The organism is Methyloradius palustris, assembly GCF_019703875.1.
GTDB classification, from domain to species: domain Bacteria; phylum Pseudomonadota; class Gammaproteobacteria; order Burkholderiales; family Methylophilaceae; genus Methyloradius; species Methyloradius palustris.
Map to the genome: position 1 here is coordinate 1,160,323 of NZ_AP024110.1, position 13,894 is coordinate 1,174,216.

At 47.5% G+C, this 13,894-nt stretch carries 9 protein-coding genes; 5 read left to right on the top strand and 4 right to left on the bottom strand.

The genetic code is table 11. The features are described 5' to 3' along the window. Positions 1-14: 14 nt before the first annotated feature. Entirely contained in the window at positions 15-2,639 is a 2,625-nt protein-coding gene (locus ZMTM_RS05640) for a chemotaxis protein CheW (RefSeq protein WP_225907108.1), read from the bottom strand. Between the two features lie 152 nt (positions 2,640-2,791). Between ZMTM_RS05640 and ZMTM_RS05645 the strand changes: the two genes are divergently transcribed. Continuing rightward, entirely contained in the window at positions 2,792-3,067 is a 276-nt protein-coding gene (locus ZMTM_RS05645; RefSeq protein ID WP_221765326.1) for a cupin domain-containing protein, read from the top strand. Between the two features lie 66 nt (positions 3,068-3,133). Here ZMTM_RS05645 and efp read toward each other — a convergent pair whose 3' ends face one another. The 3 genes from efp to greB form a co-directional block, all read right to left on the bottom strand. Beyond that, complete coding sequence (efp, locus tag ZMTM_RS05650) at positions 3,134-3,691, bottom strand: elongation factor P (RefSeq protein WP_221765327.1); 558 nt, start codon at positions 3,689-3,691, stop codon at positions 3,134-3,136. A 96-nt stretch (positions 3,692-3,787) separates the two neighbouring features. Then, positions 3,788-4,963 (bottom strand): elongation factor P maturation arginine rhamnosyltransferase EarP, encoded by a 1,176-nt coding sequence (gene earP / locus ZMTM_RS05655; RefSeq protein ID WP_221765328.1) that lies wholly within the window; start codon positions 4,961-4,963, stop codon positions 3,788-3,790. Continuing rightward, on the bottom strand, positions 4,935-5,450 hold the full coding sequence (gene greB / locus ZMTM_RS05660; RefSeq protein ID WP_221765329.1) for a transcription elongation factor GreB: 516 nt from the start codon (positions 5,448-5,450) through the stop codon (positions 4,935-4,937). The genes earP and greB overlap by 29 nt, the downstream gene beginning before the upstream one ends. 119 nt (positions 5,451-5,569) lie before the next feature. Here greB and ZMTM_RS05665 point away from each other — a divergent pair, with 119 nt between their 5' ends. The 4 genes from ZMTM_RS05665 to ZMTM_RS05680 are packed head-to-tail and all read left to right on the top strand — an operon-like array spanning position 5,570 to position 13,884. Beyond that, positions 5,570-6,613, top strand: coding sequence for a YjgN family protein (locus ZMTM_RS05665; protein WP_225907109.1), 1,044 nt, complete (start codon positions 5,570-5,572; stop codon positions 6,611-6,613). A gap of 14 nt (positions 6,614-6,627) precedes the next feature. Then, on the top strand, positions 6,628-7,695 hold the full coding sequence (locus ZMTM_RS05670) for a M48 family metallopeptidase (RefSeq protein ID WP_221765330.1): 1,068 nt from the start codon (positions 6,628-6,630) through the stop codon (positions 7,693-7,695). Between the two features lie 34 nt (positions 7,696-7,729). Further along, positions 7,730-10,459, top strand: a complete 2,730-nt coding sequence (locus tag ZMTM_RS05675; RefSeq protein WP_221765331.1) for a PD-(D/E)XK nuclease family protein — start codon at positions 7,730-7,732, stop codon at positions 10,457-10,459. Beyond that, on the top strand, positions 10,456-13,884 hold the full coding sequence (locus ZMTM_RS05680; RefSeq protein WP_221765332.1) for a UvrD-helicase domain-containing protein: 3,429 nt from the start codon (positions 10,456-10,458) through the stop codon (positions 13,882-13,884). Before ZMTM_RS05675 ends, ZMTM_RS05680 begins: the two co-directional genes overlap by 4 nt. Positions 13,885-13,894 lie beyond the last annotated feature (10 nt).

Below are 13,894 nucleotides of genomic sequence, written 5' to 3' on the forward strand. Positions count from 1 at the left end.
TCGTTGCAGAGTGATCAAGCCGCAACTTTGAGTTTTGAATTATCCAGATACTCCTGATGCACGGCGTTGATTTTTGTCCACATGCTCTCTGCAGATAAAATAATCAAGAGATTATGTTTGCCATTCTCTAAATCAACCTTTGTAATACCTTCAGCTGTAGTATTCGCACTAGAGAAGATGGTCGCGATGGATTCTATTTTCTCTGGCTCTATCGCGGGAATCTCACCCAATGCATTGACTAGTATGCCGAATTTTGAAGAGTCTTCAGTACGCTGAATCACAACGATCAGTTGTCCATCCAAGGTATCGTTACTTGTATCGCCCAGCGTTAATGCCAAGTTGATGATGGGAATGACCGCCCCTTGGTGTTGTATTACACCTGCCAATATAGAAGATGTTTCAGGTAATGATTTGATTTTTGTTGATTGTATGGCCTCAACTACTTGTGTTGCGGGTATGCCTAGCCATTGCGAGCCCACATAGAAGGTTGCATATTCTTCGGCAGTTGCTGAAGAGTTATTGGTCGTAGTTGGTTTGAACTGGTTATGCTGGAATGAGTATTCTGACTGAATAATTGCATCAATTTCTGCTGCATTGCCTAGTGGGATAAATATTAACGCCGTGACGGGGTTTTGGTATTCATCATCTGGGCCTTTAAACTCTCTGTAGCCAGACGATGCGCGTGCGCCAACGGCATAGTATTTACCTTCATAAATCGCAATATCAAACGCTGCCTGATTCGTTTCTAACTTGCATAAATGCGGTTGCAAATTAAATTGGCTGCCTACTTTGAACTTAGGCAGCGTAGATGAAATGACTTTAAGCTCGCCATCTACATATAGTGTAAAACTACCATCAATAGGGTCACCATTGGCATCACGTGGCAGTGAGTCTTCTAGCATTGCAGCAAACTGTGGCGTGCTATCAAAAACAATGCCAATACCGCCGACTATAAATTGGCCGTCTTCAGAGCGAATCGCTGCACCATAAATATAAGTGGGCTCATCTTTATAAAGCGGTGTCGGTTCAAATTTTGATACGACATAATCTTGGGATGTTTTCAGACTGCGTGTTCTGGCAACCCATTCAGCATCAATGATTGTGCCAACACAATCTTTGTAATCTGAATTGGATACGGCAATGATTTTCCCGTAGCGATCAAATACCACCAGATTCGCATACACCGTATACAGGCCATTGATATATCTAAGAACACCAGCAATTCTTTCTTGCTCTTGTGTGGTTAAGTTGGTCTTCGGCAGCAGTTTTTGGAATGTCGCTGTCAGTGCCCACCATCTGCAGTCGTTGGCACGTTCGTAGAGGTTTCTATCCATGATATCAACCGCTAATGAGGCAAAAAAGCTAGAGCTATCAAGCATCACAGACACTACGGTTTGGTAAAGATCTGATACTGTATTTTCAATCACGTTCTGCGTTTTAAAGCCCGTGTTGCTGATTTCCCAAAGCAACATTTTGGAGAAATTGGCTTGGTGGGTGAGGCCGCTGGAGATTCTTTTTTGCCAGATATTGCCGTTCCATACAGACTGATTCAATTTGCTTTGAATCATGCTTGCCTGCTTGGGGATTTCTAATAATGTTTGTGAAAACAAGAGTGGGCTGCGCATCACTTTGGTCAGCAAGTCTTTATCAATATTATCTACGTTGCCTGATACATCATGATCAAAAGCATGATCTAAGGGGATCATCGCATGGCCCATCCAGCCAGGGCCCATGTAGCCTTGGTAGCCTTTTGTTTCTCTCGTCACTGCAATATATTCGCGGCCTGCAAAACGGGTCAATATCCAGTCTTTATCTACAGCAGTCTCAAGCTTTGCGCCGAGTGGTATTTGATAGTGGTCACTACTTGAGATCACGATGCCTTTTTCATCCAGCAAGAATCCAAGCGCCCACTCGTCGCGTGTAATCAAGTCTGAGAAAACGCCTTCCATTTCGTTCTTAAAACGGAAGCACAGGCACAATACACCTAGCGCTTTTTTGCTGTTGTCCGTAGTCACTCTATATGCATAGACCAAGCCTACGTCTTGATTAGGCAGTAAGTCAGTTTTTCTAAAGACTTCAACATAGGCGTCTTCAGTATCAATCGCCTGATTGACTAATGGGTCATGAATGACCGAGATGGGGTTCTCATCGTCAAGCTGCACCAAAACATTGCCATTTAAGTCGAGTAATACGATGTTGAAATAAACAGAATATTTTTTAACATATTCTTCAAATCTTAATTTCAGCGCCAGATAGTCATTATCATCTAGTGTGTTTTCTGCATATTTTATTAAGAACCCACTCACATTATCATCGGTTGATAAGAAGCCAATGTCTGCAGTGCGTTCAAATAAGTTACGGATAACGATATCAACTGCCACTTGAGCTTTGACAGTGATTGCCGTCACGGTTTTGTTCAGCGTCTCCTCAGCTAGGCTATCCAGCACATTGTTGGTGACCTGGCTGAAGTCTTGACGGGTTTCATTCATGTCAGTGCCAGTGCCTGATAACTGGCCTAATAAAGACAAGTTATCCCACACGCTCTGCAACTGCTGCAATGAGTCACGGTATTGCTTGAGCGTGGGCATTTTGCCCACCATGTCATTGTGTTTCGGGGAATTGGTAGCTTGGCTGTTCATGATATTTCCATGAGAATTGGGCGGGTTGTATATAACATAGCAAAGAACGTGCCTTAAACCTTTGAAGTCAATGGACGATAAAAAATGCTAAAATACGTTTCATCGATAAATTATCGAAATAGTTTTTTATTTTTAAATTTTTAGGATAAAGCATGAGTCAAATTACGGTTGAACATAACCCAAGTGAAGAAAAGTTAAAGCAATTAGGCGTATCAAGCTGGTCTATCTGGGAAAAAGAAGTATCAAAATTCCCACTGAATTTCGGCGCTAAAGAAACCGCTTACATTTTAGAGGGTGAGATTGTAGTAACTCCTAAAGGTGGCGAGCCAGTGCGTATTGTTCCAGGTGACTTCGTTGTATTCCCTGAAGGCCTGAAGACCGATTGGGAAGTAGTTAAGCCATTGAAGAAGCATTACAAACACGGTTAATTGAATTAGTGGTAGAAATAAAAAAGGCATCCTTGGATGCCTTTTTTATTGTCGATTATTTAGTGCTTATTTGACACGATTCTTGTACTCGCCAGTGCGAGTATCAATTTCAATTTTGTCACCAGTAGCACAGAACAGTGGCACTGGCAGTTCAAAGCCAGTTGAGATTTTCGCAGGCTTCATGACCTTGCCTGAGGTATCGCCCTTAACAGCTGGCTCGGTATAGGTAATTTCACGTACTACTGAGTTTGGTAAATCTACAGAAATCGCTTTGCCGTTGTAGAAACGCACTTCGCATTCCATACCAACATCCAGAAAGTTGAGCGCATCTGTCATATTTTCGGCGTCAACGTCATATTGGTTGTACTCGGCATCCATAAACACATAGCTTGGATCAGCAAAGTAAGAGAAGGTGACATCTCTTTTTTCCAGAACCACGACTTCGAACTTGTCGTCTGCCTTATAAACTGATTCGCTAGGCGCATCGGTCAATAAGTTCTTGAATTTCATTTTAACCACGGCTGAGTTACGGCCTGATTTATTGTATTCGGCTTTTTGCACGACCAATGGATCGTTACCAATCATGATGACGTTGCCAACGCGAAGTTCCTGAGCTGTTTTCATATCAATTCTCTGTAGTTTTTATATTAAAGTCGTCTTGCGACTAAAAATCGCTGGCCTAAATCTAGGTAAGCCCAGCGGCTTGTAAAAAGCCCATGATTATACTGGATAAGTCGGGTTTTTGCAGAAACTTACTAGCCTTGATGCTAAGTCAGTTTGTTGGGCTAATAGATCGCTGAATTTTTTGCTCTGCTTAGCAATCGCAGGCAGGTGATCTGATATTTGTTGCCAATCATTCGTGGCCAGATGGCCGCTGGACCAGGCTTGATGAAATCTTTCTACTACCTGCTTTGATTCACCAGGCAATCCGTGCGTATATAAATCAAGGAAAGCGTTCAGTTTTGGTAAGTGCGCTTGCTCTGTTTGTTGGTAGGGTTGCCATATCATGGGTTTTGCTGCCCAGATGGCGCGTATCCAGCTATCTTCACCACGCACAAAATTCAGGTCGCAAGCCCATAACAGTTGGTCATATTCGGTTTGTGATAAAAATGGTACATGCTGCAAGGTTAGATTGCCCACAGTGATTCGGCTATTTTCCGAAACACTCCAATCAAAATACTGCTCTATGACATTGATTAGTCCATTGCCTGGCAACAAACATAGCGTGGGTCGGGATGCATTTGTAAAACTCTCCAACAAATCAGTAACGGGGGCTTCTGGATAAGCGAATAACGATACTTTTAATAACTTGTCTTTTGGCTCTATTGCATCAGGGATTTGTGGTTTTTGCCAGAATTGAGCTTGTGCTTCAGCCGAATCTTGAAAACTTTGGCGTTCTTTTATGAGTGCATTTTCTTGCAATAAGCCGCCAGTATTTTCACTAAACCCAGGAAAAAAGAAGTGTTTGGTTAATGGCAAAGTCGGGTGTTTGGATATTTGCGCATGAAAGCCATCCACCCAAGATTCTGCTGAAAGGTATTCCAGATTCAGCCAAACAGGCTGTTTTTCAGTCATTGCTTGTAGATAAGAGTCAGGCAACTCGCAGGCAAAGGCTTCAATCACAATATCTGCAGGTATAGCTGAGGGAAATTGAGCTTGCCAATGCACAATTTCAACCTGCATTACAGTCTGTCTTATTTTACTGGTATCGAGGCTAGGGATGAGATGCTTAGCAGTTGTTAGGTCATCTACAAAGAGCCGAATCGTCAGGTCATATTCCTTAGCTAATTGCTTGGCTAGCCGCCAACACACGCCTATATCGCCATAGTTATCAATGATGCGGCAGAAAATATCACAGCTTTTAGGGCTAGCTTTCACGGCTTTCACTCGTTTCATCTGGGTCGGTATAACTGACTTCGATCACTTCATAAAGCTCTTCGCCAGCAGGCGTAATCGCTTTGATTTCATCGCCCATTTGTTTGCCTAACAAGGCTTTGGCAAGTGGCGATATCCAGCTGATATAACCTTTGTTTGCGTCGATCTCGTCTTTACCGATGATGCGATAGTGATGCTCTGTTTCTCTATCAATTGAATATAGCGTGACCCACGCGCCAAAGAAAATGCGCTCAAGGTTTTGCTGGCGTGTGGCGTCCACAATTTCGGCAAGATCCATGCGCTTCATCAAATGTCGGCAACGTGAATCAATCTGGCGCAGCCGCTTTTTACCATAAATATAATCACCATTTTCGCTACGGTCACCATTACTCGCTGCCCATGAAACATCCCTGACGACTTTGGGGCGCTCTACTTTATAAAGCTGCTCAAACTCTGCTTTTAGTAAGGCATAACCTTCTGGCGTTATATAGTTTTTTTCGTCGGCCATTTTTTAAATTATTTCGTTCCTGATGCTGGAGATATAGATGATAATTGGCTAAGCTCTGAACATAAGCTTTGTTCTGTGGCTTGCTTCAATAATCAATAATCAATAATAATAGGGAGTGCATGATGTCAGAGTCAGGTCAAAAAACGCCTATCTTTTTTACAGGCAACGCTACTGAATATTTTGGTATCTGGATCGTCAACCTTTTGCTGAGCATTGTAACACTGGGGATTTATTCAGCCTGGGCAAAAGTCAGGCGCAAGAAGTACTTCTACAACAACACGCTTATAGATGGCGTTGGCTTTGATTACCATGCAAACCCAGTTTCCATCCTAAAGGGCAGGGCGATTGCCTTTGTGTTATTCGTGATTTATTCATTGAGCAAAAATATCTCACCCGCATTGAGTGGCGCTTTGATGTTGATCTTTTTTCTGGCTTTGCCCTGGATTATTGTCAGGGGCAATATATTCAATGCGCGAAATTCCAGCCATCGCGGCCTGCGCTTTAATTTTGTGGGCACCGTGCGTGAGGCGATTCGTGTTGTCATCGGCTTGCCAATGCTCATACCTTTTACGCTGGGCTTAATCTACCCATATGTGGCACATCAGCACACTAAATTCATCGTTGCCAAGCACCGCTTTGGCACTACCGATTTTGATCTTGATGTAAAGGTTGGCGACTTTTATAAAACATATCTAAAAGTGCTGCTTTTTATTCTTCTCATAGCTGGCGCCTTACTGGCATTGGCAGCTGTGAGCGCGCGCCTAAATGGTAACCATGAAAATCTTGATGGTATAAGAGGATTGTTCATGTTTGGCCTGTTTGCGGGGATATTTGGGATTCTCTTCTTTCTGAGTGCATATCTGCATGCCAGGTTGGGGAATTTGATATGGAACAACGCAAGTCTGGACAACCTCAGGTTTGAGAGTAATCAGCGCGCACGTGATTTATTCTGGATATATACCACCAACTTCATTCTGATCATTATTACCTTTGGCTTGATGACGCCATGGGCGCAAATCAGGACGCAGCGTTATCGTGTTGAGCATTTGGCTGTGGTTGGCGAAGCAGATTTTGACAAATTTGTAGGCGACAAAAAAGCCGAGGCTAAAGCACTAGGCGAAGAGATCGCCGATATGTTTGATGTCGATTTGTCTTTTGGATGATAGTGAAAGTATAGATGGAGTTTCTAGCCGATTATTTTGATGGTATCAGTGCCCGCGCCAAGCATGTAAAAGTGCGGGTGCTGGAATCTGACAGGGTAATTGTATTAGAGCCTCTGGATGATGTGGCTTTGTCTGAGGTAGCGATATTACCAAGCTTCAACGCAACCATTCCGTTTAGTGACCTCAACATACAACCCAAGCTCGGTAAAGCACGCCGTATCATTGAGTTGCCCGAAGGCGGTACGCTCGAAGCCGCAGACATTTTTGGCCTTGATGCCTTAATTTCACAAACCAAGGAAACTAGTTTCTGGCGCTATTTGCATTATCTGGAGAACCATCTGCAATGGGTGTTTTTCGCCTTAGTATTGACTGTGTTTGCAGGTTGGGCGCTGCTGAAATATGGTATTCCTCTACTCGCTGAAGAAGTTGCCAGAGCAACCCCTGTAGCGACTGAAAAAGCCTTGGGTGAACAGGTGTTGGCGGGGATGGATCATCAATACGGTTATTTCAAACCCAGCCAGATTCCACAATTGCATCAAGATGCTATTCGCAAGCAATTGGTAACCGTGTGTAGCAAGTTACCATCTGGCTGCCCTGAGTATCAGCTGGAATTCAGGACTAGCGAGGCGATAGGGGCTAACGCATTTACCTTGCCTGGTGGGTTTATTGTGGTCACTGATGCGCTGATTAAGTTATCAAAAAATGACGATGAAGTTATCGCGGTATTAGCCCACGAAATGGGTCATGCCCATTATCGACATCCATTCAGACAAACCTTGCAGGGCGCATTAGCTGGCCTGACATTGGCTGCTGTGACTGGGGATGTGAGTTCGCTTGCGTCTGGGCTGCCAGCAATACTTTTACAGCTAAGCTATTCAAGAAGCATGGAAACAGAGGCCGATCAATATGCTTTGAATGCCTTGCATACTAGTTGCATTCAGCCTCACGTATTTGCTGATATTCTCGCCAGACTTACCAAACAGGCAGGGGTGGATAGCGTCCCTGAGATTGTATCCTCGCACCCTGATACGCAAGCTCGTATTAAGCCATTCAATCAGGCCTGGCAAGATTGTCCCATTTAGCAACTCGAAACTTTGCTCTTAATCCAATAAATAGATGACCACCACACCCATCATCCTCTGCTCGACATCGCGCATGGCGCACAACATCCAGTTGGTGAATACGCGTGAGATGGTTGCGCAAGGCCAGCAGCAGTGGTCGCCATTGCAAACATACACGCTCAAGCAATGGCTGGAGTCACAAATACAAACAGCCATTTTGCTCGGCGAGATTCCCGCTGCGAATGTGCCGTCGCGTACGCTGGATGCGATGGAAGAGCGCTTGCTGTGGGAGCGAGTGATTGAAGAAAGCCTTGCGAATGATGTGATGAAAGACCTGTTTGATAGCAGCGGCTTGGCGAGCGCGGCGGCAGAGGCGAATGCGCTGATGCAGGTTTGGAATATCCCGCCAGCAAGTCTGCTTGTTGCTACACAAACAACAGAAGAAACCAAGCAATTCTTGCAGTGGCGCAGGGCGTTCCAGAAAGCTTGTAGCCAAGCTGGCTGGCTGGAATCTGTGCGTTATTTCGATTGGCAGATTGAGAGGTTAGCGAAGCTTGAGTTAGCCTTGCCATCCACTATTGATCTGGCGGGTTTTGATCGCATAGACCCGCAACAACAGCGCTTACTGGATGTGCTTATGGCGCGTGGAGTACAGGTTAATATCTGGCAAATCAAGCCTGAAATCACGCCTAATCCTGTCCAATGCAAACTAGATAACCGTGATGCTGAATACCGCGCTGCCGTGGCTTGGGCGGTCAATGCACTGCACGATAATCCGCAAGCCCGTTTGGCGATTGTGGTGCCTGAATTGGCAGTATTGCGTGAGCGCTTGGCGAGTCTGCTGGATGACTATTTGCACCCAGTCAGTATTGAAGCCAGCCATGCCGAGATGCCTCGCCTTTATGATTTTTCGCTTGGCCAGCCATTATCCAAGCAGCCCGTTATTGCGGTTGCGCTCAACTTGTTACGGTTGTGTGCTGGGCGGCATGATGTTGCGCAAGAGCAGTTCAGCCCATTACTGTTACAGCGATTTTGGTCGGCTGATATCAGCGAAGCGAATGCGCGCGCGAAATTTGATGCGTTATTGCGGCACAAGCTGCCACAAACCATCAACCTCCGTCGGATTATTCATTTCGCCGAGCAGGCGAAAATAGTGCCAGAGCTAGCGCTATGTTTACGCAGTGCGAGCACTTTTTTAGACCAGCTGCCCCTTAGAAATTTTCCTTCAGTATGGTCTAGCCTATTGTTGCAATTCCTTAAAACATTAGGCTGGCCGGGCGAGCGAGGTCTTTCCAGCCATGAATTTCAGTCGCAGCAAAAATTTCTTGAACTGGTTGAGGGATTATCCAGATTAGATGCTTTACTTGGTAAAGTCACGCTGGCCACCATAGTTCAGTGGTTGGCACAACGCTGTGTTGACGAGATATTCCAACCACGCAGCATGGGTGATCCACCATTACAAATCCTGGGCATGCTTGAGGCTGTAGGTAGTGCGCTGGATGGTCTATGGGTTATGGGGATGAATGACCACATCTGGCCGCCGCAACCACGACCTAATCCCTTATTGCCAGCCGCATTGCAGCGCAGCATCGGCACACCCAATGCTGATAGCCAGGTGCAGAGCGAGTTTGCACAGGCTATTCACCAGCGTTTATTACACAGCGCCTCGCAGATTGTATTTTCCTGGTCCGAAAAAGAGGCAGACCGCATGCTGCGGACTAGTCCTTTGATAGCTGCTTTGCCACTGATCACTGATTTACCTTTAGCCAGCACGTTAGCAGAGCAATACCTGCCTGAACAAGGTTTCGAGCCAGATGCGATTGATGACCATATCGCGCCAGCATTGACGGCTGGTGAGTATGTGCATGGTGGTACAGGCCTGCTTAAAGCGCAGGCGATTTGCCCTGCCTGGGCGTATTACCAATATCGTCTTGGGGCGCGCAAGTTAGAATCGCCCGTGGATGGTCTGGATTCAGCGACTCGCGGCAATCTGGTACACATGGTATTGCAGCAATTTTGGCAAGGCCGAGACTCGGTTGTATTGCAGGAGATGTCTGTTGAGCAAAGGTTGTATGCAGTGGATATGGCAGCAACTGCCGCACTTACGCAATTCAATCAGGAGCGCGACCAAGCGTTATCAGCCGCTTTTATCGCGCTTGAGCAGCAGCGCCTAGTGAAGCTGGTTGATGCGTGGCTCATGCTTGAGCTAACAAGACTGGCACCCTTTAGCGTTGCAGCTTGCGAGAAAAAAGTAGAGCTTGATATTGAGGGCATCGCTATCCGTTTGTTCATTGATCGTATCGATGCACTCGAAGATGGGCGCCTGGTTATTATCGACTACAAAACGGGTGCTAAACCTGATTACAAAAACTGGGCAGAATCACGCATTACCGAGCCGCAACTACCGATCTATGCGGCACTGGCGTTATTGGGTGATGAAGTTGCCGCCGTTTGTTTTTCGCGAGTTAAAAGTGAGGAGCATGCATTTTCTGGCATAGCCGCAGAAGCCGAGATACTGCCTAAGGTTAACGATATTACACATAAAGTAATACGCAACATTTTCGATGAAGCCAGCTTTCCTGATTGGCCTGCAGTGCTCGAACATTGGCGCACCAGCATTCGTGCAATTGCCAGTGAAATCAAGGTAGGCGAAGCAGCGGTGCGTTTCAATGACGAAGAGGATTTGAAGTATTGCGAAGTGCTGCCATTGTTGCGCTTGCCTGAGCGCGAGTTGCAGTTCGAGCGCGCTAACGCTTTATTGACAGATGGCACTACCAACGCATGACCTCAATGTATGAAACCTTGATTGCAGAAGATGAAGCCAACCGCCTGGCTGCGCTAGGCTTGGCCTCGTTTATTGTCGAAGCCCCAGCAGGGGCGGGTAAGACAGAACTTCTCACGCAACGCTATTTGAAACTGTTGCAAACAGTAGAATCCCCCGAGGAAATCATCGCCATTACATTCACCAATAAAGCGGCGGCCGAAATGCGCCTGCGCATATTGGAAAGCCTCAAGCTGGCGCTGGATGATGTTCCACCGCCGCAAGCGCACAAGCAGATTACGTATGCGCTGGCAAAACAGGCTTTGCAGCTATCGGCCGAACATCACTGGCAACTGCTGCAAAACCCTGCACGTTTGCGCATTACTACGATTGACGCATTTTGCGGCCATTTAGCCCGCCAAATGCCACTGTTATCGCGCTTCGGCAGCCAACCGATGATGTCAATCGATGCAAGCGTGCATTACCAAGAGGCGGTACGCAGAACGCTGGAGATGCTGGATTCAGGCGACGAACATGGCAAGGTAGTGGCTGATACCTTGAGTCATCTGGATAACAACACCGAGCGATTGACTGAGCTGTTGGTGAAAATGCTTAGCCAGCGCGACCAATGGCTGGGTCATGCCCAGCAACTGGATAGCAGCAAAGGTGCGGAAGCTGCACTATGCCATTTACTAGCGCAGGATATGGCGCAGGCCGCCGCCGTACTGCCATCAGACTTGCAATCGCAGTTGATGCCGCTGGTCAGGTTCGCCGCTGCTAACCTGCCAGAAGATGCGTCAATCGCCTTGCTGCGTGATTGGGATGAGCCGCTTGAGGCTGATTTAGCGATGTTGCCAGCTTGGCGTGTCATCGCCGATTTTCTGCTCACAGGTACTAACGAGTTCCGTAAAGAAAAAGGCTTAAACGTTAGAAATGGCTTTCCAGCGACCGATGAAGGCAGAGCCAACAAAGCGGTATTCCAGGCAGTCGTTGATGCCATCAGGCAGCACCCAAGTGCTGAACTGCATTTATCACACATTCGCAAACTGCCAAGTTTGGAGGGTGGCGAGGAGAGCTGGCATCTGGTCGCTACCTTTGCGCATTTACTTAACCTTGCTGTGGCGCATTTATGGACTGTGTTTCAAGAGGCAGGCGAGGTTGATTTTATCGGCGTGGCGCAACGCGCGCTGCAAGCGCTGGAAGATGAAACAGGCGCCACTGATCTGGCGATGAAGCTGGATTACCGCATCAGCCATTTGCTGGTCGATGAGTTTCAGGATACCAGCCCAACCCAGGTTGAATTGCTGCGCAGACTGACGCGCGGCTGGCTGCCCGACGATGGTCGCACCCTGTTTTGTGTGGGCGACCCCATGCAGTCCATCTACCGATTCCGCAAGGCGGATGTTGGCCTGTTTCTGCAAGTCGCCGAAAGTGGAATTGATCACATTCGCCTGAATAAGCTCAAGCTCTACCGCAATAACCGTTCTTGTCCGCAAGTCGTGGACTGGATCAACCAGGCTTTTAGGCTAGCGTTCCCGCAGCAAGATAGCGTTGCGCGAGGTGCAATCAGTTACCGGCCATTTGTGGCAGGCAAGCCTGTGGCTGAAGATGGCGGTGTGCAGGTGCACCCGGTATTGGCTGCCCGCAATACTTCAAAATTGGCAGCAGAAATGCTAGAGGCCATACAGGTTGCGAATATTATTGAGGCCGAACAGCACGAGTATCCAGGCCGAACCATTGCCGTACTGGTGCGCGCCAGAGACCATTTAACTGCATTGGTGACTGAGATTCGCCGTGCTCGGCCCAATATCAAATTTCAAGCAGTTGAGATTGAAACCCTGAGTGGCCGCCAAAGCGTACAGGATGTGCTGGCGTTGACCCATGCTTTGCATCATCGCGCAGACCGTGTGAATTGGCTGGCGATTTTGCGAGCGCCGTGGTGCGGCCTGACCTTGGCTGATATGCACGTGCTGGCGGCCGATGACCATGATTCCACCATCTGGTCGCTGATGCAGGACGAAGCTCGTTTGGCCAAAATGAGTATAGATGGCCAGGCCAGGCTCAGGCATACCAAGCAGGTGTTAATGCAAGCGTTGTTACATCAAGGCCGCCAAAGCACGCGGCGCTGGGTGGAGTCAGTGTGGCTGTTGCTCAATGGCCCAGCCTGCCTTTGGGATACTGGAGATGTACGTGACGTGCAGGCATTTTTTGACCTCATTGAATCATTGGATGCAGGCAATGGTTTTTCACTGACTGCGCTTGAAGAAGGCATGCAAAAGCTCTACGCCGCACCAGATGCGCAAGCCACTGAGAGCTTGCAGTTCATGACCATTCATAAATCCAAAGGCCTGGAGTTTGATACGGTCATTCTGCCAGGCCTGGATCGTGGCAATGCCCAGCAAGACCAGCCTTTGCTGCTGTGGGAAGAAGTCAGCATGCCTGACGCGACTTTGGGTAGCGCCACTGAACTGATTGCCGCACCGCTGATGCCTAAAGGCTCGCGCCAGCATGATCTGCCCACGCCGTATGATTACCTGCAAGGCCTGGAAAAAGAACGCGCACAGAATGAAAGCCTGCGCGTGCTCTATGTCGCGGCCACCCGCGCCGAACGTAAGCTGCACCTGCTTGGTATTGCCAAGTTGGATGAAGATGCTGTAGGTCAAGTGAAAGAGCCTACGGCTAATACCCATTTGAGCCATTTGTGGCCGCAAGTAGCCGCATATTTTATGCAGGCTGCCGCCGTTACCCAACCCGATGAATGGATAAACGCTGAAGAAAAGCCAACCCTTGCCAGCTTTACGCCGCAACTCATGCGGCTCAAACAGGTAGGTAAACCAGAGCTGTTTCAGGCGATAGTCACTAAAGAGTTGGCGCGTAACTCAAACCTGCTGGGCGAATCTTTAGCGAAATCGCCGCCAGCAGTTGAAGATTATCATTCGCTAGAAAAGAATATCGGCATACTCGCGCATCGCTATGTGGAATTGATGGCGCAAAGCGGGCTTGAGGCATGGAATATTGAGCGTTTGCAAACGTTCAAACCCGTGATGCAGGGCTGGTTTCAACAAGCAGGCCATGATGCTAAACAAGCCGAGCAGGGCGCAGTTAAAGTGCTACACGCATTGATTGTTACTCTGGATAGTGAGCAAGGGCGCTGGGTCTTGCAGGCACGCGAAACAGCGCGTGCAGAGCTCGCTTTGACCACAATTGAAAATGGTGATGCCAGCACCCGAGTAATCGACAGAACCTTCATCGAAAATGGTGAGCGCTGGATTATTGATTACAAGTCAGCGCCTTTGAATGCTGCCCTTAACCAAGAAGCAATAGCGCAATACGCAGAACAATACCGAGCCCAGCTAGAGGCTTATGCTGCTTTGTTTACTGGTGAAGGCTTGCCGATTAAAAAAGCCATTCTCTTTTTAAGCATCGGCAAGCTCGCAGTGCTTGATTAAGTTTTGCCAG

Bases quoted from the DNA above. Each gene is read 5' to 3' on its own strand.
- ZMTM_RS05675 (WP_221765331.1), top strand. From the start codon at position 7,730: ATGACCACCACACCCATCATCCTCTGCTCGACATCGCGCATGGCGCAC.
- ZMTM_RS05645 (WP_221765326.1), top strand. From the start codon at position 2,792: ATGAGTCAAATTACGGTTGAACATAACCCAAGTGAAGAAAAGTTAAAG.
- ZMTM_RS05640 (WP_225907108.1), bottom strand. From the start codon at position 2,639: ATGAACAGCCAAGCTACCAATTCCCCGAAACACAATGACATGGTGGGC.
- greB (WP_221765329.1), bottom strand. From the start codon at position 5,450: ATGGCCGACGAAAAAAACTATATAACGCCAGAAGGTTATGCCTTACTA.
- ZMTM_RS05665 (WP_225907109.1), top strand. From the start codon at position 5,570: ATGATGTCAGAGTCAGGTCAAAAAACGCCTATCTTTTTTACAGGCAAC.
- earP (WP_221765328.1), bottom strand. From the start codon at position 4,963: ATGAAACGAGTGAAAGCCGTGAAAGCTAGCCCTAAAAGCTGTGATATT.
- ZMTM_RS05670 (WP_221765330.1), top strand. From the start codon at position 6,628: ATGGAGTTTCTAGCCGATTATTTTGATGGTATCAGTGCCCGCGCCAAG.
- ZMTM_RS05680 (WP_221765332.1), top strand. From the start codon at position 10,456: ATGACCTCAATGTATGAAACCTTGATTGCAGAAGATGAAGCCAACCGC.
- efp (WP_221765327.1), bottom strand. From the start codon at position 3,691: ATGAAAACAGCTCAGGAACTTCGCGTTGGCAACGTCATCATGATTGGT.